Origin of the sequence: Streptomyces sp. LUP30, assembly GCF_001746365.1 — a bacterium.
In the GTDB taxonomy this organism is placed as follows: domain Bacteria; phylum Actinomycetota; class Actinomycetes; order Streptomycetales; family Streptomycetaceae; genus Streptomyces.
Genome location: NZ_MJAJ01000020.1, coordinates 48,532 through 72,006, shown reverse-complemented (window position 1 = coordinate 72,006; position 23,475 = coordinate 48,532). Strand labels below are relative to the sequence as shown.

At 72.0% G+C, this 23,475-nt stretch carries 22 protein-coding genes and 1 pseudogene; 13 read left to right on the top strand and 10 right to left on the bottom strand.

What is annotated here, in order from left to right; genetic code table 11:
* The first annotated feature begins 78 nt into the window (after positions 1 to 78).
* The 3 genes from BG482_RS18530 (at position 79) to pip (ending at position 2,708) form a co-directional block, all read left to right on the top strand.
* Complete coding sequence (locus BG482_RS18530; RefSeq protein WP_069770169.1) at positions 79 to 789, top strand: bifunctional 2-polyprenyl-6-hydroxyphenol methylase/3-demethylubiquinol 3-O-methyltransferase UbiG; 711 nt, start codon at positions 79 to 81, stop codon at positions 787 to 789.
* A 72-nt stretch (positions 790 to 861) separates the two neighbouring features.
* On the top strand, positions 862 to 1,704 hold the full coding sequence (locus BG482_RS18525; RefSeq protein ID WP_079141895.1) for a uracil-DNA glycosylase: 843 nt from the start codon (positions 862 to 864) through the stop codon (positions 1,702 to 1,704).
* 41 nt (positions 1,705 to 1,745) lie between these two features.
* Entirely contained in the window at positions 1,746 to 2,708 is a 963-nt protein-coding gene (gene pip / locus BG482_RS18520; protein WP_069770168.1) for a prolyl aminopeptidase, read from the top strand.
* A 76-nt stretch (positions 2,709 to 2,784) separates the two neighbouring features.
* Here pip and BG482_RS18515 read toward each other — a convergent pair whose 3' ends face one another.
* The gene (locus BG482_RS18515; RefSeq protein ID WP_069770167.1) at positions 2,785 to 3,450 is read right to left on the bottom strand and encodes a GntR family transcriptional regulator; all 666 of its coding nucleotides are present in this window, start codon (positions 3,448 to 3,450) and stop codon (positions 2,785 to 2,787) included.
* Positions 3,451 to 3,603: 153 nt separating this feature from the next.
* Between BG482_RS18515 and BG482_RS18510 the strand changes: the two genes are divergently transcribed.
* On the top strand, positions 3,604 to 5,082 hold the full coding sequence (locus tag BG482_RS18510; protein ID WP_069770166.1) for an NCS1 family nucleobase:cation symporter-1: 1,479 nt from the start codon (positions 3,604 to 3,606) through the stop codon (positions 5,080 to 5,082).
* A 13-nt stretch (positions 5,083 to 5,095) separates the two neighbouring features.
* Positions 5,096 to 5,809, top strand: a complete 714-nt coding sequence (locus BG482_RS18505; RefSeq protein ID WP_069770227.1) for an aspartate/glutamate racemase family protein — start codon at positions 5,096 to 5,098, stop codon at positions 5,807 to 5,809.
* 25 nt (positions 5,810 to 5,834) lie between these two features.
* Here the strand turns inward: BG482_RS18505 and BG482_RS18500 are convergent, their stop codons facing one another.
* Positions 5,835 to 6,080 (bottom strand): hypothetical protein, encoded by a 246-nt coding sequence (locus BG482_RS18500; RefSeq protein ID WP_069770165.1) that lies wholly within the window; start codon positions 6,078 to 6,080, stop codon positions 5,835 to 5,837.
* 392 nt (positions 6,081 to 6,472) lie between these two features.
* On the opposite strand from BG482_RS18500, the gene BG482_RS18495 reads away from it, so the two are divergent.
* The 4 genes from BG482_RS18495 to BG482_RS44020 all read left to right on the top strand — a co-directional run bounded on the left by BG482_RS18495 (position 6,473) and on the right by BG482_RS44020 (position 10,904).
* Positions 6,473 to 7,204, top strand: a complete 732-nt coding sequence (locus BG482_RS18495) for a hypothetical protein (protein ID WP_069770226.1) — start codon at positions 6,473 to 6,475, stop codon at positions 7,202 to 7,204.
* A gap of 528 nt (positions 7,205 to 7,732) precedes the next feature.
* On the top strand, positions 7,733 to 9,649 hold the full coding sequence (locus BG482_RS18490; RefSeq protein ID WP_069770164.1) for an FUSC family protein: 1,917 nt from the start codon (positions 7,733 to 7,735) through the stop codon (positions 9,647 to 9,649).
* Positions 9,650 to 9,830: 181 nt separating this feature from the next.
* On the top strand, positions 9,831 to 10,568 hold the full coding sequence (locus tag BG482_RS18485) for a DUF899 domain-containing protein (protein WP_069770163.1): 738 nt from the start codon (positions 9,831 to 9,833) through the stop codon (positions 10,566 to 10,568).
* Positions 10,569 to 10,727: 159 nt separating this feature from the next.
* Positions 10,728 to 10,904 (top strand): hypothetical protein, encoded by a 177-nt coding sequence (locus BG482_RS44020; protein WP_176741415.1) that lies wholly within the window; start codon positions 10,728 to 10,730, stop codon positions 10,902 to 10,904.
* Between the two features lie 4 nt (positions 10,905 to 10,908).
* Here the strand turns inward: BG482_RS44020 and BG482_RS18480 are convergent, their stop codons facing one another.
* From BG482_RS18480 to BG482_RS45255, 3 genes and pseudogenes are all read right to left on the bottom strand, one after another.
* Positions 10,909 to 12,876, bottom strand: a complete 1,968-nt coding sequence (locus BG482_RS18480) for an ABC transporter ATP-binding protein (protein ID WP_069770162.1) — start codon at positions 12,874 to 12,876, stop codon at positions 10,909 to 10,911.
* Positions 12,877 to 13,123: 247 nt separating this feature from the next.
* Positions 13,124 to 13,570, bottom strand: a complete 447-nt coding sequence (locus BG482_RS18475) for a hypothetical protein (protein WP_069770161.1) — start codon at positions 13,568 to 13,570, stop codon at positions 13,124 to 13,126.
* A gap of 410 nt (positions 13,571 to 13,980) precedes the next feature.
* Positions 13,981 to 14,499 (bottom strand): annotated as a pseudogene (locus BG482_RS45255) (ATP-binding protein); the annotation flags it as partial.
* A 268-nt stretch (positions 14,500 to 14,767) separates the two neighbouring features.
* On the opposite strand from BG482_RS45255, the gene BG482_RS18465 reads away from it, so the two are divergent.
* The gene (locus BG482_RS18465; protein ID WP_069770160.1) at positions 14,768 to 15,628 is read left to right on the top strand and encodes a helix-turn-helix transcriptional regulator; all 861 of its coding nucleotides are present in this window, start codon (positions 14,768 to 14,770) and stop codon (positions 15,626 to 15,628) included.
* The gene (locus BG482_RS18460; protein WP_069770159.1) at positions 15,629 to 15,904 is read left to right on the top strand and encodes a DUF397 domain-containing protein; all 276 of its coding nucleotides are present in this window, start codon (positions 15,629 to 15,631) and stop codon (positions 15,902 to 15,904) included.
* Between the two features lie 329 nt (positions 15,905 to 16,233).
* On the opposite strand, the gene BG482_RS18455 is transcribed toward BG482_RS18460, so the two are convergent.
* The 4 genes from BG482_RS18455 to BG482_RS18440 all read right to left on the bottom strand — a co-directional run bounded on the left by BG482_RS18455 (position 16,234) and on the right by BG482_RS18440 (position 20,895).
* Complete coding sequence (locus tag BG482_RS18455; protein WP_069770158.1) at positions 16,234 to 17,676, bottom strand: PLP-dependent aminotransferase family protein; 1,443 nt, start codon at positions 17,674 to 17,676, stop codon at positions 16,234 to 16,236.
* Between the two features lie 181 nt (positions 17,677 to 17,857).
* Positions 17,858 to 19,345, bottom strand: a complete 1,488-nt coding sequence (locus BG482_RS18450) for a glutamate synthase subunit beta (RefSeq protein ID WP_069770225.1) — start codon at positions 19,343 to 19,345, stop codon at positions 17,858 to 17,860.
* Positions 19,346 to 19,493: 148 nt separating this feature from the next.
* Positions 19,494 to 19,973, bottom strand: a complete 480-nt coding sequence (locus BG482_RS18445; RefSeq protein ID WP_069770157.1) for a DUF1772 domain-containing protein — start codon at positions 19,971 to 19,973, stop codon at positions 19,494 to 19,496.
* A 136-nt stretch (positions 19,974 to 20,109) separates the two neighbouring features.
* Positions 20,110 to 20,895: a DUF2293 domain-containing protein gene (locus BG482_RS18440; protein ID WP_079141893.1), complete on the bottom strand. Its 786-nt coding sequence runs from the start codon at positions 20,893 to 20,895 to the stop codon at positions 20,110 to 20,112.
* A 206-nt stretch (positions 20,896 to 21,101) separates the two neighbouring features.
* On the opposite strand from BG482_RS18440, the gene BG482_RS18435 reads away from it, so the two are divergent.
* Both BG482_RS18435 and BG482_RS18430 read left to right on the top strand, forming a co-directional pair.
* Positions 21,102 to 21,743: a uridine kinase gene (locus tag BG482_RS18435; protein WP_176741414.1), complete on the top strand. Its 642-nt coding sequence runs from the start codon at positions 21,102 to 21,104 to the stop codon at positions 21,741 to 21,743.
* Positions 21,744 to 21,798: 55 nt separating this feature from the next.
* Complete coding sequence (locus BG482_RS18430; RefSeq protein WP_079141891.1) at positions 21,799 to 22,254, top strand: PPOX class F420-dependent oxidoreductase; 456 nt, start codon at positions 21,799 to 21,801, stop codon at positions 22,252 to 22,254.
* Between the two features lie 77 nt (positions 22,255 to 22,331).
* On the opposite strand, the gene BG482_RS18425 is transcribed toward BG482_RS18430, so the two are convergent.
* Positions 22,332 to 23,459, bottom strand: coding sequence for a magnesium and cobalt transport protein CorA (locus tag BG482_RS18425; protein WP_069770156.1), 1,128 nt, complete (start codon positions 23,457 to 23,459; stop codon positions 22,332 to 22,334).
* Positions 23,460 to 23,475: the final 16 nt, after the last annotated feature.

Genomic DNA, 23,475 nt, shown 5'->3' with positions numbered 1-23,475 from the left:
TCCCTCGAACGAGTGAACCCCCACCGGACCCGGAACAGTTGCCCACAGCCCATCCGTTCGCAAGACATGACGCCACACATGCGAGACGGATACAACGGAACCGGCCCCGGTGCGATCACTCCGGACGGCTGCGCGGTCGAGTTCTACTCACGCCTGCCGGTGGGCGACGAGCCGGACGTCATCTCCGCAGCCGTGCCCCCAGGCGCCCACATCCTCGAACTGGGCAGCGGCGTCGGGCGCGTGACCCACGCCCTGCTCCAGCGCGGATTCACGGTCACAGCAGTGGACGAGTCCACCGACATGCTGGAACGGGTCCACGGCGCGCGCACCATATGCAGCCCCATCGAGGACCTCGACCTGGGCGAGACGTTCGACGCCGTGATGCTCGCGTCGTTCCTCGTGCACAACGGCGACATCGAGACACGGCGAAGGATGCTCCAGGCCTGCACACGCCACCTCGCAGAACACGGATGCGTACTGATCCAGCGCGAAGGCGAGGACTACCACTCCGACCTGCCCCGCGAACGCGTCGACCCGAGCGGCTTCACCGTACGCATAGCCTCGGCCGGGCCTGCCGAGAACGGCGTCCACCCCGTGCGCGCGGAGTACGAATTCCCCGACGCGGTGTGGACCCAGACCTTCCGGACCCGGCCACTGACCGAGGGACAGTTCGAAGAGGCGCTCGCGGAGGCAGGCCTGCGCGTGGACCGGTACCTGACCCAGGACCGGATCTGGGTGCGGGCGGTGCGGGCCGCGCGAGCTGTGCCGGGGGAGCCGGCCGGGGAGTAGGCGGGTGGGGAGGGAGGGGGGGGGAGGGGGGAGGCCCCCTGAATTCAACCGACCCGGTCTTACGGTGGAGACATGGACGCCTCCGCCGCCTCCGCTGCCTCAGCATCCGGCACCCCCGCCACCGCCCCGACCTCCCCCGCCCCGACCTCGCCCGTCACTGCCCCGACCTCCCGTGCCATCTCCGCCTGCGATCCCGCCTCCGCCCCATCCGCTCTGGACGTGCTCGACAAGCGGGTCGCGGGGTGCAGGGCGTGTCCTCGGTTGGTGGACTGGCGTGAGGAGGTGGCCCGTACGAAGCGGGCGGCCTTCGCGGACTGGACGTACTGGGGGCGGCCCGTGCCGGGGTTCGGTCCGCCGGACGCCCGGATGCTGATCGTGGGGCTCGCTCCGGCGGCGCACGGCGGGAACCGTACGGGCCGCATGTTCACGGGCGACCGTTCCGGAGACGTGCTGTACCAGGCGTTGTACGACGTGGGGCTTGCCTCGCAGCCCACGTCCGTGGCCGCCGACGACGGTCTGGAGCTGTACGGGGTGCGCGTCACGTCGCCCGTGCACTGTGCGCCGCCGGCCAACAAGCCGACACCCGGGGAACGGGACACGTGCCGGCCCTGGCTGGTGCAGGAGCTCCGGCTGCTGAGGCCGACCCTGCGGTCGGTGGTCGTGCTGGGCGGCTTCGGCTGGCAGGCCGCGCTGCCCGCGTTCGCCGAGGCGGGTTGGAGTGTGCCTCGGCCGCGGCCGGCCTTCGGGCACGGGGTAGTGGTGCCGCTCGACGACCCGGGTGGCGGCGGCGGTCTGGACGTCTTCGGCTGCTTCCACGTCAGCCAGCGCAACACCTTCACCGGTCGGCTCACCCCGGAGATGCTGCGGGACGTGCTGCGCGCGGCGGCGGAGAGCGCCGAGGCCCATGGAGGGTAATCCGTGCGACGGCGGGGGCGCCGGGATCGTACGGTGTCGCGATGGGCCTGTATGCGGAGATCGAACCGTACGAGCACGGCATGCTGGACGTCGGGGACGGCAACCACGTGTATTGGGAGACCTGCGGGAACCCGCGAGGCAAGCCCGCGTTGGTGCTGCACGGCGGGCCGGGTTCCGGAGCGACCCCGTATCTCCGGCGGTTGTTCGATCCCGCCGCGTACCGGATCGTGCTGCTCGACCAGCGCGGCTGTGGTCGGTCCGTCCCGCATGCGAGCGTCTACGGCACCGATATGAGCGTCAACACGACGGCGCACCTTGTGGCCGATCTCGAACTGCTGCGGCGGAGTCTCGGGATCGAGCGGTGGTTGGTGTGGGGGGTGTCGTGGGGGTCGGTGCTGGCATTGCGGTACGCGCAGACGTGTACCGCGGCGGTGAGCGAGTTGGTGCTGACCGGCGTCGCGACCGGGTCCGACGCCGAGGTGGAGTTGTTGACCCGCGGGTTGGGGAAGGTGTTTCCGGAGGCGTTCGAGCGGTTTCTTGCGGGATTGCCGGAGGGCGCGGTGCGGGACGGCAATCTCGCCGCCGCGTACAACAGGTTGCTCGAGTCGCCTGATCCCGGTGTGAGGGAGCGGGCCGCGCGGGCGTGGACGGACTGGGAGACGGCGATGATCCCGGCGCCGCCGCGGTCCGTCGAGCGGTTCGAGGACCCGGTGTTCCGGGCGGGTTTCGCCCGTACGGTCACCCACTACTGGGGCAACGGTCACTTTCTGGACGGGGAGGATGTCGTTCTGCGCGACGCTCACCTCCTCGACGGTGTGCCCGGCACTCTCGTGCAGGGCAGTCTCGACTTCGGGAACCTTCTGGGCATCGTGTGGCGGCTTCATCACGCCTGGCCGGGCAGTGAGTTGGTCGTCGTCGACCACGCCGGACACGGTGCGAAAGCGCGGGGCGTGGCGGAGGCGCTGGTGGCGGCCACGGACGGTTACGCCCGGGGCGGGCAGTGAGGCAGTGAGGCGGGGCGGACGGCCTTCAAGGGGCCGGGAGAGTCTGGGCGGACGGCCTTCGACGGGTCGGGGCAGTTCAGGCGGGCGGTGTTTCCGATGGGGTGCCGAACAACTGCCGTACGGTGGAGCGGTGGTTGGCCCGGACGTGCTTGAGGGCGTGGGTGCGGGCGCGCTCGGGGTCGCCGGAGGCGATGGCGTCGTAGAGCTCCTGGTGTTCGGTGAGGAGTTGGGGCCATTCCTCGTTGCGCCGGGTCAGCCATTGCAGGCGTCCCGCGACGGGTTCCATGACCGAGATCAGCAGGGTGTTGCCGGCCAGGGCGAGGAGGCGGTCGTGGAAGCGGGTGTTGATGTCGGTGATGGTCTCGGCGTCTTCGGCTGCGGTTGCGTCGGCCGCGTCGGCCAGTAGTTGGCGCAGTTCGGCGAGGGCTTCGGGGGTCGCGCGGGTGGCGGCCAGCCCGGCGGCGTACACCTCCAGCGCCTCGCGCAGTTCGAAGAGTTCCTCGACGTCCGTGGGGCTGAGGGGCCGTACGACGGTGCGTCGGGGAGTTTCGAAGTGGACGAAGCCCTCGGCGACCAGGGCGCGGATGGCCTCTCGGACGGGAACTCTGGAGACGCCGAAGCGCTCTGCCAGTTCTCGTTCGACGAGTCGGTCTCCGGGGCGCAGCCGGCCGGCGATGATCTCCTGCCGCAGGGTTCCCAGGACGCGCTCGCGCACCGCTCCGAGCGGTTCGATCTTCGTCATGGGCTCATCTTCGCCGATGCGAGGGGGCTTTTACGGAGCCGTAACGGGACGGACATCGGTCGCAATGCTTGACGGCGGGACTATGAGCGCAGTTTGGTATACCAAACGGCCCGGTCAGTTCTCCTCCTCCGTCCCCTTGCTCAGGGAGGCCCCGTGTCCCTCGCCGACAGCGCCCGAGCCACCGGCGCACCAGCGTTCGTTCCCGATCCCCGGCTCACCAACGAAGACCTCGCGCCCGCCCAGAAACGGAACTGGAAGGCCTTCGACCTCTTCGCCATGTGGATGTCGGACGTCCACAACCTCGGCAACTACACCTTCGCGGCCGGCCTGCTCGTCCTCGGCATGAACGTGTGGCAGATCTTCACCGCCCTCCTCGTCGGCTTCGTGCTGATCTACGTCGGCATGAACTGGATGGGAAAGATCGGTCAGCGGCACGGAGTGCCCTTCCCGGTGATCAGCCGCATCAGCTTCGGCGTCTGGGGCGCGAACATCCCGGCTCTCATCCGGGCCGTGATCGCCATCATGTGGTACGGCATCCAGACCTACCTCGCCTCCGTCGCCGTCAACGTGATGCTGCTGGCGGCCTGGCCGGGCCTGGAGTCCTGGACGCACAGCTCATTCCTGGGGCTCGACGCGCTGGGCTGGATCTCCTTCGTGTCCCTGTGGCTGATCCAGGCGCTGATCATCAGCCAGGGCATGGAGTCGGTGCGCAAGTTCCAGGACTTCTGCGGCCCCGCGATCTGGCTGGTGATGATCGCGCTCGCGGTCTGGGTGCTGGCCAAGGCCGGCTGGACCATCTCGCTCACGAGCACCCCGCACCCCGTCCCGGTGGGTGAGCAGTGGCGGCAGTGGTTCGGCGCGATCGGGCTGATCCTCGCCACCTACGGCACGCTGATGCTCAACTTCTGCGACTTCTCCCGCTTCGCACCCGACTACCGGACCGTGCGCCGCGGCAACTTCTGGGGGTTGCCCCTCAACTCGACGGCCTTCGTGGTCGTCTCCGTGATCGTCACGGCCGGCTCGCTGGAGGTGTTCGGTGAGGCCATCACCGACCCGGCGGAGCTGGTCGCCAAGGTCGGCAACACCTGGGTGCTGGTCCTGGGCGCGCTCACCTTCGCCATCGCCACCATGGGCGTCAACATCGTCGCCAACTTCGTGTCGCCGGCGTACGACCTCGCCAACGTGTGGCCGCAGAAGATCACTTTCAGGATCGGCGGCGTGATCAGCACGGTCGCCGCACTCGTCGTCACCCCCTGGAACCTCTTCTCCAACCCGACCGTCGTCAACTACTTCCTGGGCGGCCTCGGCGCCTTCCTCGGCCCGCTGTTCGGCGTGATCATGGTCGATTACCACTGGGTCAAGCGCGGCCGCGTCGACGTCGACGAACTGTTCGACGCCACTCCCGGATCCCGCTACTACTACCGCAAGGGCGTCAACCCCAAGGCGCTGTGGGCGTTCCTGCCCTCGGCGGCCGTCGCGGCGGTGCTGGCGCTGGTGAAGTCCTTCAGCGATGTGGCTCCTTACTCCTGGTTCATCGGGACGGCGCTCGGCGCCGTCCTGTACCTGCTGCTGTGCCGCAGTGAGCGGGCGACCGGATCCAGGGTCGGCGTCGAGAAGCCCGCGGAGGTCTGAGCAGGTGCGGAACGTGCGGATCATCGTCACCAACTGCAACACCACGCAGGAGATGACCGAGGAGATCGTGCGAGGCGCCCGGGCCGCTGCCGGCCCGGGCACCGCCGTGACCGGGCTGACCCCCGCCTGGGGGCCGGAGTCCGCGGAGGGCTGGCTGGACAGCTACCTTTCCGCGACGGCGGTCATGGACGCCCTGCGCACCTACGACGGGCCGACCTACGACGCCGTGGTCATGGCAGGCTTCGGCGAGCACGGGCGGGAGGGCGTGCGGGAACTGGTGGACGTGCCCGTCGTCGACATCACCGAGGCCGCCGCCCATCTGGCGTGTCTGCTGGGGCGCCGATACGGGGTGGTGACCACGCTGGAGCGCTCCTGCGGCCAGATCGAGGACAGCCTGGAACTGGCCGGAGTGGGCCGCAACTGCGCGGCCGTCGTCGGCACCGGCCTGGGCGTTCTCGACCTGGCCGACGCCGACCGCACCCGGACGGCCTTCCTCGCCGCCGCCGGACGGGCCCGGGAGGCGGGGGCCGAGGTGCTGGTCCTGGGCTGCGCGGGCATGACGGGACTGCAACGCACGGTGGAGGACAAGCTGGGGCTCCCGGTGGTCGACGGGGTCGGGGCGGCGGTGAAGCTGGCAGAGGGACTGGTGGGGCTGGGGCTGAGCACCAGCAGAGCGGGCAGCTTCGCCAGGCCGGTGCCCAAGCGGAGGGTGTGGCGGGCCCGGTAGGGGAGCGGCGGCGACTTCCCGATGGTCATGGGGCCTGCCCGGGTCCGTGTGGCTTCGGGGCGCACCCTTGCCGGAACTCCTCGCCGCGTTCGGCCGCTTCGACCCGTTCGACGCGGTAGAGACGCAGGTGCGGCGCGGCCCGCGCGCGGGGATCGACGCTGAGCCGGTCCGGCGGCCCCAGCAGCCGGTGCACCAGCGCGCCCGTCCAGCCCCGCATCCGCAGTCCGGCCAGCGACACGTACCGCCGCCCGTCCTCCTCGTACCTCTCCATGACTCGCTCCCCCCGCCACGCTCGGCTCGTGACGCTCTGTGACGACACCCTCCATTGAAGCGCGCACCACTGACAATCGCCCCGAGGCGGATGTCCGCCGGGCGATCCCCGACCTCGCCGGACGGCGCGTCGATGTGCATGACCGGGAGCTCGACGTCGTCGCCCACGAAGCCGACCACGCGGTGGCCGGCCGCCGCGCCGAGGTCGCCGGCCAGCTCGCCGCGGCCGCGGCCCGGACCGGCCACGCGGCGTCGGCGGCACAAGGTCGCGGACCGCGTGCGGACCGCGTGCGGATCGCCCGCGTCCGGCCGGTGACCGGTGCGGCATCAGCCGTTGACCGGTCGCCGATAACCATTGGAGCGAGGGGGACCGCCGTTGTTACGGTCCTTCTCGTGGCGAAACTCAATCAGATCATCGCAGTCGAGAAGGGCGTCAAGTCCAAGGCTCACCAGGACCTGACCGCCGCCCAGCACGGACTGCAGAAGCCCGCGCTGCTGGCCGGCATCTCGCGGACCTACCAGCCCAAGGACGAGGAGGGCGAGCAGCTGCCGCCCGAGTCGACCAGGGTGCAGGTCAAGGCCGAGGACGTGCTGCGGGATACCGCGGCCACGCTGACCCGGCTGTTCGACGTGACCGCCACGAAGGACTGGGCCAACTGCTCGGCCCGCGCGGACGTGAAGGTGGACGGGCGGGTCCTCGTCGCCGACGTGCCCGTGTCCTATCTGCTCTTCCTGGAGAAGCAACTGGTCGACCTCGGGGCCTTCGTGCGCAGGCTGCCCGTGCTCGACGCCTCCGAGTCCTGGGTGCAGGACCCCTCCACCGACGCGTGGAAGACCGAGCCGGTACGGACGCTGCGCACCAAGAAGGTGCCCCGCAACCACGTGAAGGCGGAGGCCACCGACAAGCACCCGGCGCAGGTCGAGGTCTACTACGAGGACGTGCCGGTCGGTTACTGGACGACCGTGAAGTTCTCCGGCGCCCTGCCCGCCCGCCGCGTCAACGAACTGCTGTCCCGCCTCGAGAAGGTGCAGCAGGCGGTGAAGTTCGCCCGGGAGGAGGCGAACGGCGCCGAGGTCGTCGACCAGCGGGTCGGTGACGCCGTGTTCGGCTACCTGTTCGGGTAGCCTTCGAGACTCCCCGGTCCTTCGTGACCGGGGTGCGCGAGGAGCGCAAGCTGAAGCTGAAGCTTGTCGTGACGAGCGAACCGTACCCGCGGAACGATCCAGGGACGGATCGCGATGAATCTCAGACTCTTGCTCCAGACTCAGCATTCGCCGCCGATCGCCGGAGCGACCGGGCCCAGGCCCCCGACGTCGAAGTGCCGGTTCAAGTCCGGCCCGCGCAGCTCGATGCGCGGTGGTCCAAAGGCAGGACGCGACGACATCACGACTGACCTGGGTCCTCAAGTGCGCCGGTGTGCGACATGGGTGGCTCTTCAGGGGCCGGGGGCAGGCTACGCTCCCGGTCCCGCTCCCTTTTGCGGGGTTGCGTTCATAAAGAACGCGGGTTTCGGCGCACTCGTCACCTCGCCGCAACGCAACCGGTCCGTTCCGGTCGGGCCCACCGCCTACCGTGGACACCCAGCCCACAGCTGACCGCCCCGGCCACCGTCGCCCGAAGGCGCACCCCGCCCTCGTCACGACAGGAGCTCCGTGTCCCCGCGCCCGCACCTTCCCGCTCGCGCACGCTCCGTTCTGCCGCCCTGGCTCGCGCACGCCCTGCGCGCCCAGCGCGGGCCCGTGCCCTGGAGCGCGGTCACCCGCGGGGCGCTGGCGGCGGGGCCCCTGCTGCTGGTCGCCGTGCTCGTCGACCGCACCTCGCTCGGGGTGGTCGCCGCCGTCGCCGCCATGCTGGCCGGGATCAACGACCGGCCCGGCAGCCGGCGCGTCTCCGTCAAGCGGCTCGGCGTCCCCGCGCTCGCCGGAGCGGCAGGCCTGCTGGTCGGGGTGTATGCGGGGGACCGGGTCGGAGCCGTCGCGCTGACCGCCGTCCTCACCGGTCTGGGGCTCCTCGCCGGCAAGATGAGCGCGGTCGGACCGGTCGCCTCCGGGGCGGGCACGCAGTTGCTGGTGGGCGCGGCGATCGGCGCGGGGATGCCGGTCCCCGGGTCGGGCTGGATCCGCGCCCTGGCGTTCCTCGCCGGGGCGGGCTGGCTGCTCGCGCTGCGGCTGGCCCTGCCCACGCCCGGTGGGATGACCGGGGACTTCCGGTTCGACGGGGAACGGGACGCGGTGGCACGCGTGTACGACGCCGTCGCGGAACTCCTCGACGCGGCCGGCGCCGAGGACGCGATCGCCCGCCGTGCCGCCCTCACCGCCGCCCTCGACCACGCCCAGGACGCCCTGGCCGGGCCCCGGCTGCGGCGCTACGCCAGTTCCTCGGCCGAGCGGAGGCTGCACGCCCAGTACGCCGCCGCGCTGCCGCTCGCCGAGGCGGCGACCGCGCTCGCCTGGGCCGGGGAGCCGCTTTGCGAACGGTCCTCCGTCGGCCCCCGACGGCTCGCCGCCGCCGTGCGCGAGAACACACATCCCGGGCCGCTGCCCGCGCCGTCGCGGTCCGGGCCCGCCCTGCGCGCCCTCGACGACGCCCTGCTGCGCGCCGCCGACGCCTTCGACCAGGGCGACGGAGGCGACCTGCACACCCGCCGACGCAGCGCACGCGACCTGCTGCGCGCCGCCTTCGGGCCGGGCGGACGCGAGTACGGGCTACGGGTCGCGCTCTCCTTCGGGGCCAGCGCCGCTGTCGCGCAGGCCCTGTACCACTCCCAGTGGTACGGCCGGCACACCCACTGGTACTGGCTGCCCGCCACCGCCGTCTTCCTGGTCAAGCCCGACCTCGGGCCGCTGGTGTCGCGCGTGCTGTGCCGGGCCGCGGGGACCGTGCTCGGGGCGCTGGTGTTCGCCGGATGCGCAGCCGTGCTGCCCCGGCCCGAGGGCCTGGTGGCGCTGGTGGCGTTGTGCGGGGCGCTCATCCCCGCGTCGACCCGGCACTTCGCCGCGCAGACCGCCGTCGCCACCGTGCTGGTGCTGTCCTTGGTGATGGTCGGCGGGGAGCCCCAGGCCTCCGCCGCGCGGATCGCCGAAACCCTGCTGGCCTGCGCGATCGTCCTGATCGTCGGACATCTGCCGATGCCGGGGCAGCGGGGCGGGCAGGTGCGCGCCCGACTCGCCGCGGCCGCCGACGCCGCGCACGCCTACCTCGTACACGTCCTCGACGGCTCCGACGGCTCCGACGGCTCCGACGGCGTCAACAGCTCCGACGACCGGGTCACCCGGTGGACCCTGCGCCGAGAGGCCTATCGCACGCTCGCCGAGGCCCGCACCGCCAGCGCACTCGCCGCCCACGAACTGCCCGCCCTGGCCCGGCACACGGAGGGCACCGACGAGGTCGCCGCCGCTCTCGAACGGCTCGTCGACACGACCACCGCCTGCGCCGTCCACCTCGACGACACCGGGCGGCTCACCGACCGGCACCGGGAGCGGCTCGCCGAACTCCTCGACGAACTCGCCGAGGGCCGGAGAAAAGTGGGACTGCCCCCACCCGACCCGCGGCCGGCTCCGGCCGGATGACGCCGGGCCGGCCCGCCGCACGCACCGCACGCACCGCACGCACCGCACCGACCGACCGACCGACCGCACCGCATCCGCCGCATGCGGCCGCGTCGTCCGAAATGCGTTCCGGGGCGGCGATGAGTTCCGCGCCGCCCGCAAGTCTCCCCCCGCGACGGACCGTTGCGCAGAAGGGGCAGCCATGGCGTATCCGGAGCTTCCGCAGATCGTCTCGCGCGAGGAGTGGCGCATCGCGCGCGGGAAGCTGCAGGACAAGGAGGACGCGATGGCACGCGCCCGGGACGCCGTGAACGCCGAGCGGCGGGCGTTGCCCATGGTGGAGGTCGAGGAGGCGCACGTCTTCGAGGGCGGCGACGGCAGGGCCGGGCTCCTCGACCTGTTCCGCGGCCGGCGGCAACTCGTCGTCCATCACTTCATGTTCGCGCCCGAGTGGGAGGCCGGCTGCCGGGACTGCGCGGCCTTCCTCGACCAGGTCGGCCATCTCGCGCACCTGCACGCGCGCGACACGTCGTTCGCCGTGGTCTCCCGCGCTCCGTTCACCAGAATCCTGCCGTTCAAGGCGCGGATGGGCTGGGCGCTGCCCTGGTACTCCTCGTACGAGGACGACTTCAACGACGACTTCGAGGCGACGCTGGAGCGGGACGGAACGCTCGTCGAGAGGGCCGGGATCAGCTGCTTCCTCCGCGAGGGCGACCGCGTATTCCATACATACTCGACATACGAGAACCATGGGACGAACAACGGATACGAGACGTATGGCGGACGGGAGGCAAGCGTCGGGCGGCAGGCGTCCGCGACGGGCGGAGTGCCTGAAGGGGGTCTCGGGCGGCTCGGCTCGACCGTCGGCCTGCTGGATCTGACGGCGCTGGGGGCCGCATCCGGCATGCCGGTCCGATATCACGACGAGTACGACTACTGACACGAAGAGTGTCCGGGGTGTTCGTAAGGTGACGGGATTCTCACGCTCAGCGGTGAACCCGTGTCAACTACGTCTCAGTCCCGCAACTGGCCGAGGCGTTCCACCTCCCAAGAGCGTTAACTCCTACAAGCACCATGCTTATCGGAGGTAGGTGGCCAGATGGTGAACGGGCGAACGGTGCTCGAACGCTTTCCCGCGGGCGGGCCGCGCGGCTCGTGGCCGGCGGAGGAGTTCGCGCATGCCCGGCGCTTGGAGGGGCTGCCCGCGGAGGTCGTCATGGACCTCGCCACGGACACGTTCCTGGTGGTCGTGCGGGGCGGCGACGCCCCGCGGTGAGCGGTCAGCCCGCCTGTGAGGGGGCGGGCGCCTGCGCCGTGAACTGCTCGGCCTGCAGCGCGTACAGCTCGGCGTAGACGCCACCGCCCGCCAGCAGCTCCTGCGGGGTTCCGGACTCCACCAGCCGGCCCTGGTCCAGGACGTGCACCAGGTCCGCGTGCCGGACCGACGCCAGCCGGTGGGTGATCAGGACGACCGTCTGACCGCCGTCGGCCAGCGCCCGGATCTTCTCGAACACCTCCAGCTCGGCCCGGGCGTCCAGGGCCGCCGTCGGCTCGTCCACGATGAGGATGCGCCCGCGCCGGTACGCCGCCCTGGCGATGCCGAGGCGCTGCCACTGGCCGCCGGAGAGCTCGTGGCCGCCGCTGAAATGCCGCGCCAGCAGGGTGTCCAGGCCGCGCGGCAGGTCCGCGACCACCTCCTCGGCGCCCGCCTCGGCGATCGAGGAGGCCATCCGCTCCTCGGTGAGCGGCGCGGCGGAACGGCCCACGGCCACGTTGACCCGGGCCGTGAACGGCCACCGCTTGAAGTCCTGCGCCACCATCGCGATGCGCTCGGCCAACGCGTGCCGGTCCGCGCCCGCCGCGTCGACGTCGTCCCACAGGATGCGCCCCCGGTCCGGCTTGTACAGCCCGGCCAGCAGCTTCACCAGGGTCGTCTTGCCAGAGCCGTTCTCGCCGACCAGCGCGATGATGCGGCCCAGGGGCAGGGAGAGCGTGACGTCGTCGAGGGCGGGCCGTGCCGACTCACCCGGGTAGCCGAAGGTGACGTGCTCGAAGCGGATGTGGCGCGGGTCCTCGGGCAGGGCCGCCCCGCCGACCGGGATCGCGCGTTCGGCCGCCTCCACGTAGAGCCGTTGCAGATCACCCACGAACAGCGCCTCCTCGTGCAGCTGGTTGACCTCCAGGACGAGGGTGTTCAGGCTCGCCGAGCCGCCGCGGATCGCGATCACGGCCGTGCCCGCCACCGCCAGCGCCATGGTTCCGGTGAGCAGCAGCCCACCGAGCGTGGCGTACGTCGCCAGCGTCGCCAGTCCCGTCCAGGTCGCCGCGATCAGGCCGGTGCGGGCGGCGAGCCGGGCCAGCCGGGCCTGCTCCGCCTCCGCGGTCTCCGACATCGCGCGGAAGTGACGCAGCAGGAACGGTCCGACCCCGTGCACCCGGATCTCGGGCGCGGCCGCGGGCTCGGTGAGCAGGCCGGCGATCAGGTGCCCCGCGCGCGCGTGCTGCACCCAGGTGTGGAAGGACTCGTAGCGGCGCCGGGCGTTCGTCAGGGCGCTCCAGGCGCTCGGCAGGGTCATCGTCACCAGCAGGGGGAGCAGCAGCGGGTGCAGCACGGTGAGCACGCCCGCCGACGCGGCCAGCGAGATCATCGCGTTCACCACGCGCGTGCCATGGCTGATCATGTAGCGGCTGGACCGGGCTCCGTACTGCGCGGTGTCCAGCAGCTTGTGGAAGGCGTGGTCCTCGATCGCGGCGAGTTCCACGGCGGCCGCCCGCTCCAGGTACAGCTCGGTCGCCACCCGCTCCACCTTGGGCTCCAGCCGGCCGGTGGCATACGTCGACGCGGCCCGCAGCAGCGTCCCGGCCAGGAGCACGGCGGCCATCGCGGCCAGGGCGGGGACGGCGCCGCGCAGCCGCTCGTCGATCGGGCCGCCGCTGATGAGCCGGCCCAGCACGGTGTTCATCGCGAGCAGGCCGACCGCCTGCGTCGCGCCCCGGGCGATCTCGGCGGACAGGACGATCCGGGCGGCCCCCGGGTCGGCCTGCCGGGCCAGGCGGAGGCTGGCGGTGAGCAGGGAGGGCAGCCGGGTCACCATGGCGCGGAGGTTCAGCTCCAGGAACGCGTCCGTGTGCTGGTTCCAGCCCATGTCGTAGCGCAGCGGGCCGCCGAACAGCAGTTGCTCCGACTCGGACACGTCACGCTCGTCGCCGTCGCCCGGCTTGCGCGCCTTCCCCGCCTGCCGTGGCATGTCCGTCTGTCCCTCGGGCCGCGGCGTCTGCGTCTGTCCCGCCGGCCGTGGTGTGTCCGTCTGCCCTGTCTCGTCCGCCTGCCCCTGCTGCCGTGCCTGCCCCACCGTCGGCCTCCCCGATCGCGATAGCCGGACGACGGCCACTATCGCGGGACGAGCCCGGTGAGGGCAGGGCGCAGGAAGAGGGAGGCGGGACGCGCGGGCGTGCGCCGGGCCGCGCTGCCGATCACCCTGGGAGGCGCGCGAATCAGGCGCTGATCGGCCGCGACCAGGTGGGCGTCGCCCCGGTGAGGCGGCACAGGGTCAGATAGAGGGGGATCGGCGGGGTGTACGGGAGGGTGCCGTCCGGCCGGTGGAACAGCTCGGGGGCGCGCGAGGCGCCCGGGAGGATCGCGCCGGTGACGTACTGCGCGGGCGCGGGCCATTCCAGGGCGTAGTCGGAGTCGGCCGGGACCAGCCACCACCAGTGCGTGCGGTCGGCGTAGACGCATCCCATGCGCGGCAGCCGCGGCACGAGCAGCCGGCCGAGGCGGGCGGGGACCAGGACGGCGTCGCAACCCAGGGGGGCCGTCATGCCCTCGGGCACGGCGAGCCGGCGCGGCGGCTCGGCGACGACGTCGCCGCCCAGCTCGCGCTTCAGGCGTACGAGCGTGTTCAGGGTGAGAAGGGGTGCCCGGCCGGGCACGGTGGTCATGTCCGCCCCCGCTCGCGGCCGTACCCGAGAGGCAGGGCGCGGGCGGGGTGACCGGGAGCCCATCCGTCCCGGCCTTCGTGTCGAACGTGGTCGGCTGCGCGGTGCCACTGCGGCGCGACGCGCGGGAGCGGCCCGTCCGCGGGCGCCGAGGCCGTGGCGGTGAGAGGTCGGGGCACGGCGGCCTCGCCGACACGCGGGCGCCGCTGCTCGGGGCGGTCGTCCTCGTCTTCCGAGCCGTCGGCGGGGCCGGGCTTGGGGCGAGCGCCCCAGCCGAGGTCGTTGCGAGGCTGGTCGCAGTCGCCGTACGACGCGACCGGGCCGTCGGGGAACTCGTCCAGGGTGTCGAGGAGTTCGCCGTGGCCGGCGAGGTGCCTCTCGACGGCGGGGTCGAGGTCGAGGCCGAGGTCGTTGCAGGGTTCGGCGGGATCGCGCGGGGCGTCGGCCTTGCGGGGCAGGTCGGCCCAGACCAGCAGGCCGAGCCCGTGCTCCTGGGCGCCCCAGGCGTGACAGAGCGCCTCGACGAGCAGCAGCCCTCTTCCGTGCTCCTCCTCGGGACGCTGCGGCGAGGGGTGGGGCTCGTCCGGCGAGCAGCCCTGGTCCCGCACGGCTATGCGGACCAGGTCGTCGCCGTCGTGCAGCTCGCAGACGACGACGTCGCTCGCGGTGTGCACGATCGCGTTGGTGACCAGCTCGGAGACGACCAGGGCGGCGGTGTCACAGGTGTCCTCGCACACCGACCAGCCGGTCAGCCGGGCCCTCGTCAGGCGTCTGGCCTGGGCGGGGGAACCCGGATGGGCGGCCAGTTCGAATCGGAACCGGCGCTCGGCAGCGGCCTGGTCAGGGCCTGCTCCCGCGCTGGCACCGAGACCCTGGGGGCGGCCTGCGGCGGCGTCTGTTCCTAAGGGCGCGGACGGAATCACGCTTGCCACTATCGCCCCGCCATGAACACTTGGCAAGTGTCACTCTGAAAATTGCAGAGTGCTGTGTGACGCGGTGAAGCGCCGTGGCACACTGCTCGCAACAGCACGTTGAACGGCGCCAGTCGGGATCAACGGAGATCCGTACACATTCGTACGGATCGTCCGATCGCTCCCCGGCGGGCGCCGTAGGGCTGTCGGGATTCTTTTCGTGACCGGCCGGATCGGGGCTCGTGAGGCCCCCGCGCGCGGCCGGCCGGGCTCTTCGTGGAGGTGGAGCGTGAGCGAACCGCGGTCCGCGCCGACGGTCGGACAGGTCGTCCTCGGTCGGCGTCTGCTGGACCTGCGGGAACGCGCCGGCCTCAAGCGCGAGGAAGCCGCCCGCATCCTGCGTGTCGCACCCGCCACGGTCCGCCGCATGGAGATGGCCGAGGTCAGCCTCAAGATCCCCTACCTCCAGCTGCTGCTGAAGGCCTACGGGATCACCGACGAGGAGGCCGACGGATTCGTCCAGCTCGCGGAGGAGGCGAACAGGCCCGGCTGGTGGCAGCGGTTCCACGACGTGCTGCCCGGCTGGTTCTCCATGCACGTCAGCCTCGAAGGCGCCGCCGCCCTCATCCGTCAGTACGAGCCCCACTTCGTCCCGGGCCTGCTGCAGACCGAGGACTACGCGCGTGGCGTGCTCACATCCGGCGCCATCGGCCAGACCCGGCCGGAGGACATCGAGCGCCTGGTCGACCTGCGCATACAGCGCCAGGGCCTGCTCACCCGCGAGGACGCGCCCAGGCTGTGGGTCGTGATGGACGAGACAGCGCTGCGCCGCCCGGTCGGCGCCCCGGAGGTGATGCGCGCGCAGATCGACAAGCTGCTCGAGGCCGCGAAGCTGCCCAACGTCACGCTGCAGATCGCCCCGTTCGCCAACGGGCCGCATCCGGGCACGTACGGGCCCTTCGTGCTGTTCCGATTCGCCATGCCGGAGCTTCCGGACATGGTCTACAGCGAGTACCTGACCGGCGCCGTCTACCTCGACGCCCGCACCGAGGTGGCGACCCACCTCGAGGTCATGGACCGAATGGCGGCGCAGGCCGCTACAGCACATCGCACGAAGGAGATCCTCCGGGATCTCCGCAAGGAGTTGTGAATGGACCGCATCAAGACCCAGTCCAGGCCGCGGGTCCGCGCTCAGCGGATCTACAACGGCATGCCCGCCCGGGACCTGGGCAGCGAGGGCTGGCACAAGCCGTGGAGCGGCGGCAACGGAGGCAACTGCCTGGAGGCCATGAAGCTCGCCGACGGCCGGATCGCCGTCCGCCAGTCCACCGACCCCGACGGCCCCGCCCTGATCTACACCTCCGACGAGATGACGGCCTTCATCCAGGGGGCCAAGGCGGGGGAGGCGGACTTCCTGCTCTCCTGAACGACCTGTCCGGCCCGCTGGAGTCCGGCCCCTTTTTCACTGCTGACCTTCTTTTACTGCTGACCTTCGTGTTCCGTTCGCGTTCACCACGCGCTGCTTCCGCTGCATTCCTTGATTTGGCACTGACTTGATCACTCATCGCGTCACATGGTTACGGAGCGCCTCATGACCGGGCACGACCCGGCCGGCGCCGTCGAGATCGACACGAGCAAGCCCTACCTGACACGGATGGACGACCGACACCTCGCGGGCAGGGACAGCCGCCCGCTCGACGAGCGAGGGGCCGCCCCCCACGCTCAAAGCCGCGGGGGAGGGCCGGGCGGGGCGCCTCACCGGGAGGCGGGAGCGGGGCGCGCAGGGGGTGAGAGGGCCCGGCACAGGGCGTCCAGCGCCGCGCCGTAGGCGTGCTCCGACGGCGTCGCGTACCCCACGACGAGGCCGTCCTGCGCCGCCATGTCCGTCCCCGGATGCCGGAAGGCGGCCAGGCCGTCCAGCGCGACGCCCTGCTCGGCGGCCGCACCGAGCACGGATCGCTCGGTGCCGGTCGGCAGCCGCAGCACCGCGTGCAGACCGGCCGCGACGCCGGTGACCTCGACGTGTGGCGCCCGGGCGGCGAGTGCCTCGACCAGCCGGTCCCGGCGCGCCCGGTAGCGCTGTCGCATGCGCCGCACATGACGGTCGTACGCCCCCGATGAGAGGAGATCGGCCAGGCTCAGCTGGTCCAGGACGCTCGCCCAGGCCTCCCGCTCGCCCTTGGCGGCCAGGACGCCGTCGACGTACCGCCCGGGCAGCACCATCCAGCCCAGGCGCACCGCGGGGGACAGGCTCTTGCTCACCGAGCCGATGTAGATCACCCGCTCCGGATCGAGCCCCTGGACGGCCCCGACAGGCCTGCGGTCGTAACGGAACTCCCCGTCGTAGTCGTCCTCGACGAGCACCCCGCCCCGCGCGCGTGCCCAGTCCACGACGGCCGCCCGGCGGCTCGCGTGCAGGGGGCCGCCGGTCGGGAACTGGTGAGCGGGGGTGAGGAGGACGGCCCGCTCGCGCCCCAGGCGGTCGACGCGCGCCCCGTCCTCGTCCAGCGGCAGCGCGTTCGTGCGCACGCCCGCGGCCGCCAGCAGTTCGCGATGGAATCCCAACCCGTACGCCTCCACGGCCAGCGGGCCGCGCAGCACCGCGCCGCCCGGGGCGAACAGCAGACGCAGCGCATGGGCGAACCCGGAGCAGATCACGATGCGTCCGGGTTCGGTGCGCACCCCTCGCGCGCGGGCGAGGTACTCCGTCAGGGCCTCGCGGAGCTCCCGCCGACCAGCGGGATCGCCGGGGCCGAACACCTCGTTGGGCGCCTGCTGCAGGGCCCGCCGGTAGGAGGCCAGCCAGGCCGCGCGCGGGAACGACGACGCGTCGGGGGTTCCCTGCATCAGGTCGTGCCGGGGGCCACGCGCGCGTGCGGGCTCCCTGACGGGCGGGCGCTCGGCGTGGCGCAGGGGAGCGGCGCGGTCGGCGACCCGGGTGCCGGACCCCTGCCGGGCGGTCAGCCAGCCCTCGGCGACCAGCTCCGCGTACGCGTCGGCCACCGTGTTACGGGCCACGCCCAGGTCGGCGGCGAGCGAACGGTACGGCGGCAGCCGGGTCCCCGGCGCGAGCCGCCCGCTGCGCACCGCCTCACGCAGCGCCCGGATCAGGGCCGCGCGCCGCCCGCCCGGACCGGCCGGCTCCAGGTGCAGGTCGGCGCCGATCCGCTCCGCGGAATCGACCCACGAATCCCCCATGGAAACGCACCCTACAGGCGGTCTCCCGGGTCCGAGGGCCGGGTGCGCAGGTCGGGCCGGGTGTCCGGGCCGGGTGTTCGGGTCGGGTGTCCGGGCCGGGCCGGTCGCGCGGAGACGGCCCGAGCCGTTCGATCCGGCGCGGCCGGGCGCGCCGCGGACGGTCCGACAGGGCCGGCGGGGGCTAAACGCTCATCGGCCGGTCGTACGGCCCGATCGGCGTCGGCAGCCGTGAACTCCCGGTCAGATGGCGGTCGACGGCGGCCGCCACCGCCCGTCCCTCCGCGATCGCCCACACGATCAGCGACTGTCCGCGCGCCGCGTCCCCCGCGGCGAACACACCGGGCACGTTCGTCTCGAAGTCGCCGCCCCGCGCGATCGTGCCCCGTGGCTCCAGCGCCAGCCCTAGCTGCTCGACGAGCCCGTCCTCGCGGTCGGGGCCCGAGAAGCCGAGGGCGAGCAGGACGAGGTCCGCGGGAAGCGCCCGAGCGGTGCCCTCCACCGGCCGTCGTCGCGCGTCCACCTCGACGAGGTGCAGCGACCGCACATGCCCGGTCGTGTCGCCGGTGAAGCGGAGCGTGGACGCCGCGAACAACCGCGCGTCCGCGTCCGCCGCCGGCGCGGACTCCAGGTCGCGCGCCTCCTCGTGCGCCGCCGAGAGCCGGTAGATCTTCGGAAACGTCGGCCAGGGGTCGGCGTCCTCGTCGCGCTCCGTTCCGGGCTGTGCGTAGATGTCCAGCTGCGTGACGGACGCGGCGCCCTCGCGCACCGCCGTGCCCAGACAGTCGGCCCCCGTGTCACCGCCGCCGACGATGACGACATGCTTGCCCGCGGCGGACATCGGAGACGCCTCCAGGTCGCCCTCGCACACCCGGTTGGCCAGCGGCAGGTACTCCATCGCCTGCTGGATCCCGGTCAACTCACGTCCGGGAACGTGCAGTTCCCGCCACTCGGTCGCCCCGGTGGCGATGACGACGGCGTCGTAGCGCGTCCGCAGATCCCCGGCCATGACGTCCCGCCCGACGGTGGTCGACGTGCGGAACTTCGTGCCCTCCGCCCGCATCTGCTCGATCCGCCGCTCCAGATGGCGCTTCTCCATCTTGAACTCGGGGATGCCGTACCGCATCAGACCGCCGATCCGGTCGTCCTTCTCGTAGACGGCGACCGTGTGCCCGGCCCGGGTCAACTGCTGGGCCGCGGCCAGCCCCGTGGGCCCGGAGCCGATCACCGCGACCGTCTTCCCCGACAGCCGGTCCGGCGGCCGTGGCGGCGTCAGCCCGTCGGCCCAGGCCCGGTCGGCTATGGCCGCCTCGACGTTCTTGATGGTGACGGCCGGCTGGTTGATGGCGAGCACGCACCCGGCCTCGCACGGCGCCGGACACAACCTCCCGGTGAACTCGGGGAAGTTGTTCGTCGCGTGCAGCCGGTCGCTCGCCGCCCGCCAGTCCTCCCGCGAGACCAGGTCGTTCCACTCGGGAATCAGATTGCCGAGCGGACAGGCCTCGTGGCAGAACGGAACCCCGCAGTCCATGCAGCGGTCGGCCTGCTTGCTGATCAAGGGCAGCAGCGCCCCGGGGACGTACACCTCGTCCCAGTCCCGGACCCGCTCCTCGACCGGCCGGCGGGGCCAGTCCTGGCGCGGTGTGGTCATGAATCCCTTGGGATCGGCCATGGGCGTGTTCCTCGCGTACGCGTACGACAGGCCGAGCGTCATCGGGCGGCACTCTTCCGGCCACGATACGTGCCGTCGCCCGCCTACGCAGAGTGGGAGGACAGCGCTTTCCGCCGGGATGGATCCGATCTGATCCGATCCGACCCGATCAGATCAGGGCGAGGGCGTAGACGAGTGCCGCGACCGCGGAGGCGAAAGCCCGCACATGGTTCCACCTCGTCCACTCGCGCAGATAGGTCGGCCAGTAGACGACGGCCTCCGGGGCGCCCGGCGCCGGCCGCGCCAGTGCCTCGTTGCGCGGCACGTTCGCCATCACGGTCACCCCGAACGCGCCGCACAGATACAGCGCGCTGCCCAGCAGCAGGTGCACCGTCCCGTGGTCCGGCCACAGCACGAACGTCACGACGGCGATCACCGCGCACAGGACGGCCACGCCCAGGAAGAGGACCATGAAGGCCGGTGCCATCGCCGAGGAGTTGATCGCGTTCATCGCCGCCACGCCCTGCGCGGCCGGCAGCGCGGCCAGCCCGCGCATCACCAGGACCGAGAAGGCGCAGAAGACCCCGGCCATCAACCCCGTCGCCAGCGCGCCCAGCATCGCGAGCACCGGGTACGGTCCATCGATCATGACAACGTCAACTCCCACTCGTCGAGCGGAGATCTTGCCCGGTACGCTCCGTCACCTCAAGTGAAATCCTGTCCGTGATCGGTGACCATGGCCGAAACGCGCGCCGGCACGCATCCGCCGGGCCGCCTGCGCGTCCTCAACAGGACGCCGCCCCGGCCGCGCGACCCTCGTCCCCGTCGACGCGTGTCGGTTCCGTGCGTGTCGGTTCCGTGTGCGGCGGTTCCATGTGCGGCGGTGACGCCTCTCGCCACGTCCGTAACCGCGCCTCCACGCCGGCCGCGATCTGCCGGCGTGCCTCGTACCGCGGCAGCCCGCTCATCAGCAGACGGTCGTACGGCGTGTCGAGATGACGTACGGACGCCACGACCGCCGAGACGACGGCTCCCTCGGTCAGCGCCCGGCCGGCGGCGCTGCGTCCGACCCGACCGCTGCCCCGGAGCGAGGCGTGCCCGGCGATCCCGTGCGCCCGGTCCTGCGGACAACCGGGAAACAACCGCAGGATTTCCGCAGCGAACGCCTCCGCGAACCGCTTGTCCTGTGCGGCCCGCCGTCGGGCGTCCCGGACCCGGCGCCGCCGTCGTGCCTCGGCGTCCGCAAGGCAACGCTCCTCCGCCCGCGTGAGCGCAGCCTCCTCGACGAGGACGCCCTGCCGCTCGTAACGCCCCTTGCGCCGGTTGAACCGGACCACCACCGCCGACAGCCCGCTCTCCTCACGCGCTCTGCGGGTCAGCGCCGTGTCGCCGCGCGGCAGGAACACCAGGTGACCGAGATCCGCGCAGTCGAGGCAGCGGGGCGCGGCGTCCTCCAGGATCAGCATCGCCAGTGGCCCGCGACGACACCCTGCGCACAGCTTCCGCCGTAGCGGTTGGACGACGACGAACCGGCTGTGCGGTGCGGAGACGGTGCGGGCTACGGATGCCATACCGGCTTCATTCCCTCTGGTGGCCGTGGAGGCAACCGGCCACCGACCGCGGCCCGCCCGATCGCCCCGCATGCCTGTCCGCCGTACACCACCGGCGCATGGGCGCCGACCCCCATGGCCTCCGACCCCAGTGGCCTCCGACCCCGATGGCCTCCGACCTTCGTGGCCTTCGACCGTGACGCATGCCGACCGGCGCCTGACGCATCATGGGCCGTGTGCGACTCGAAGCGATCACTTGGGAACGGCTCGGCGACCTCCTCGCCGAGCGGCTGCTCGACCTGAAGCCGGACGACGGGAGCCCCTGGCCGCGCGTCGCCTTCGACGGCGCCCCGGCGGCCCGCCCCGGAGATCTCGCGTCGCGCGTCGCCGAGGCCCTGCGCACCCGCGGCCGTCCCTCCCAGGTGGTGGACACGCACGGCTTTCTGCGCCCCGCCTCCCTCCGCCTGGAGTACGGACGGCAAGACGTCGAGGCCTATTACGACGGCTGGTTCGACACCGGCGCGCTGTGGCGCGAGGTCTTCAATCCCCTCGACGCGGGCGGCGCCGGACGCATCCTGCCCGATCTCCGCGATCCCGTCACCGACCGCGCCACCCGCAGCTCCTATGTCCCCCTGCCGCCGGGCGGCTTCCTGTTGCTGCACGGCCCGTTCCTGCTGCGCCACTGGTTCCCCCTCGACCTGAGCGTCCACGTGCTGCTCTCTCCGGCCGCCCTGCGCCGGCGCACCGCAGAAACCGACCACTGGACCCTGCCCGCCTTCGAGCGCTACGACCAGGAGACCGATCCGGCGGCGACGGCCGACGTCCTCGTGCGTGCGGACGACCCGCGCCATCCGGCCTGGAGTGGCTGATTCCCGCCCCATCCCACCGCTTTTAAATGCATACGCATGTAACTAGGGTGGTGTCATGTCGATCTCCGAAGGCACTTCCCTCCCCGCTGCGTCCGTGGTCCCCGCGGACTCCGCAGCGCCCGTCTCCTTCACCGGGCCCGTTCGCGCCCTGCTCGACGGCAAGAACTTCGCCGCCGTCGCCACCCTCGGCCCCGGCGGAGCCCCGCAGAACTCGGTGGTCTGGATCAAACGCGAGGGCGACACCGTGGTCTTCTCCTCGACGGACGGCCGTCAGAAGGTGCGCAACCTCCGTCGTGACACCCGCGTCAGCCTCTCCGTCTTCGACCTCGCCAACCCTTACGACTCGGTCGAGATCCGTGGCGTCGCCGAGATCCTGCCGGACCCCGACAAGCGGCTCCCGCACGAGCTGTCGCACAAGTACCTCGGCATCGATCCGCCCGCGGAAAGGGGCGACGAGGTCCGCGTGATCATCCGCGTCGTCCCGCAGAAGATCGTGGGCTTCTCCGCCTGAGGACCGCAGACCGAGAGCCGGGCGTCGAGCGTCGAGCGGAAGGAGCGGGGGCTGCGGAGCGGCGGCGCGAGGGCCGCTCAGAGCCAGCCGTTGCGCCGGAAGCCGCGGTGCAGGACCCAGCAGGCGACGGATATCACGCCGACGACCAGCGGGTAGCCGAACCTCCAGTGCAGTTCCGGCATGTGGTCGAAGTTCATGCCGTACACCCCGCAGACCATCGTCGGCACCGCGATCTCCGCCGCCCAAGCCGTGATCTTGCGCATGTCCTCGTTCTGCGCCACCGTGACCTGCGCCAGGTGCGCCTGCAGGATCGAGTTCAGCAGTTCGTCGAAGGCGGCGATCTGCTCCGTGGCCCGCAGCAGGTGGTCGGAGACGTCCCGGAAATAGGCCTGTATCTCCGGATCGACCACCCGGACCGGCCGGTCCGCCAGGTCCAGCAGCGGCCGGCCGAGCGGCACCACCGCCCGCTTCAGCTCCAGGAGTTCACGCTTGAGCTGGTAGATGCGCCCGGGGTCCGCCCGCGCGCCGTTCTCCGCGAACACATCCGTCTCGACCTGGTCGATGTCCGCCTGCACCGCGTCGATGACGTTGAGGTAGTCGTCGACCACATGGTCCGCGATGGCGTGCAGCACCGCCGACGGGCCCTTCGTCAACTGGCCTGTGTCGGACTCCAGCGCCTCGCGCAGCGGCCCCAGCGAACCGTGCCGTCCGTGGCGCACCGTGATGACGAAATCCTGGCCGACGAACACCATGATCTCCCCGGTGTCGACGACCTCGCTCGTCGCGGTGAGCTCCTCGTGCTCGACGTAGCAGACCGTCTTGAACACCGCGAACAACGTCTCGCCGTAGCGCTCGACCTTCGGCCGCTGATGGGCCTCGACGGCGTCCTCGACCGCCAGCGGGTGCAGGTCGAAGAGTTCGGCGATGCCCGCGAACTCGTCGTTGGTCGGCTCGTGCAGGCCGAGCCAGACGAAACCGTGGCCGCTCTTGCGGACCCGCTCCACGGTGTCGACCAGATTCCCGCCGCGCGGAGCACGGACGCCGTCCCGGTACGTCACGCAGTTCACCACGGACGACCCCAATGGGGAGCGGGCATGGTGACTCAGGTCGACCCGCGGATGCCGTCGGGCCAACCGCGCCACCCTGCGCAGGCCGCCGACCTTTCCGAAGTCGGCGACCTTCCGCAGATTCCCCGCCATGGTCATCCCGGTCTCCTTGCGT

What these genes read in the sequence shown, in the direction of transcription:
- BG482_RS18515 (WP_069770167.1), bottom strand. Translation starts at nt 3,450, where the DNA reads ATGACGAAGATCGAACCGCTCGGAGCGGTGCGCGAGCGCGTCCTGGGA.
- BG482_RS18450 (WP_069770225.1), bottom strand. Translation starts at nt 19,345, where the DNA reads ATGGCCGATCCCAAGGGATTCATGACCACACCGCGCCAGGACTGGCCC.
- BG482_RS18525 (WP_079141895.1), top strand. Translation starts at nt 862, where the DNA reads ATGGACGCCTCCGCCGCCTCCGCTGCCTCAGCATCCGGCACCCCCGCC.
- BG482_RS18460 (WP_069770159.1), top strand. Translation starts at nt 15,629, where the DNA reads ATGGACCGCATCAAGACCCAGTCCAGGCCGCGGGTCCGCGCTCAGCGG.
- BG482_RS18435 (WP_176741414.1), top strand. Translation starts at nt 21,102, where the DNA reads ATGGGCCGTGTGCGACTCGAAGCGATCACTTGGGAACGGCTCGGCGAC.
- BG482_RS18440 (WP_079141893.1), bottom strand. Translation starts at nt 20,895, where the DNA reads ATGGCATCCGTAGCCCGCACCGTCTCCGCACCGCACAGCCGGTTCGTC.
- BG482_RS18475 (WP_069770161.1), bottom strand. Translation starts at nt 13,570, where the DNA reads ATGACCACCGTGCCCGGCCGGGCACCCCTTCTCACCCTGAACACGCTC.
- BG482_RS18445 (WP_069770157.1), bottom strand. Translation starts at nt 19,973, where the DNA reads ATGATCGATGGACCGTACCCGGTGCTCGCGATGCTGGGCGCGCTGGCG.
- BG482_RS18455 (WP_069770158.1), bottom strand. Translation starts at nt 17,676, where the DNA reads ATGGGGGATTCGTGGGTCGATTCCGCGGAGCGGATCGGCGCCGACCTG.
- pip (WP_069770168.1), top strand. Translation starts at nt 1,746, where the DNA reads ATGGGCCTGTATGCGGAGATCGAACCGTACGAGCACGGCATGCTGGAC.
- BG482_RS18485 (WP_069770163.1), top strand. Translation starts at nt 9,831, where the DNA reads ATGGCGTATCCGGAGCTTCCGCAGATCGTCTCGCGCGAGGAGTGGCGC.
- BG482_RS18530 (WP_069770169.1), top strand. Translation starts at nt 79, where the DNA reads ATGCGAGACGGATACAACGGAACCGGCCCCGGTGCGATCACTCCGGAC.
- BG482_RS18430 (WP_079141891.1), top strand. Translation starts at nt 21,799, where the DNA reads ATGTCGATCTCCGAAGGCACTTCCCTCCCCGCTGCGTCCGTGGTCCCC.
- BG482_RS18425 (WP_069770156.1), bottom strand. Translation starts at nt 23,459, where the DNA reads ATGACCATGGCGGGGAATCTGCGGAAGGTCGCCGACTTCGGAAAGGTC.
- BG482_RS18480 (WP_069770162.1), bottom strand. Translation starts at nt 12,876, where the DNA reads ATGCCACGGCAGGCGGGGAAGGCGCGCAAGCCGGGCGACGGCGACGAG.
- BG482_RS44020 (WP_176741415.1), top strand. Translation starts at nt 10,728, where the DNA reads ATGGTGAACGGGCGAACGGTGCTCGAACGCTTTCCCGCGGGCGGGCCG.
- BG482_RS18500 (WP_069770165.1), bottom strand. Translation starts at nt 6,080, where the DNA reads ATGGAGAGGTACGAGGAGGACGGGCGGCGGTACGTGTCGCTGGCCGGA.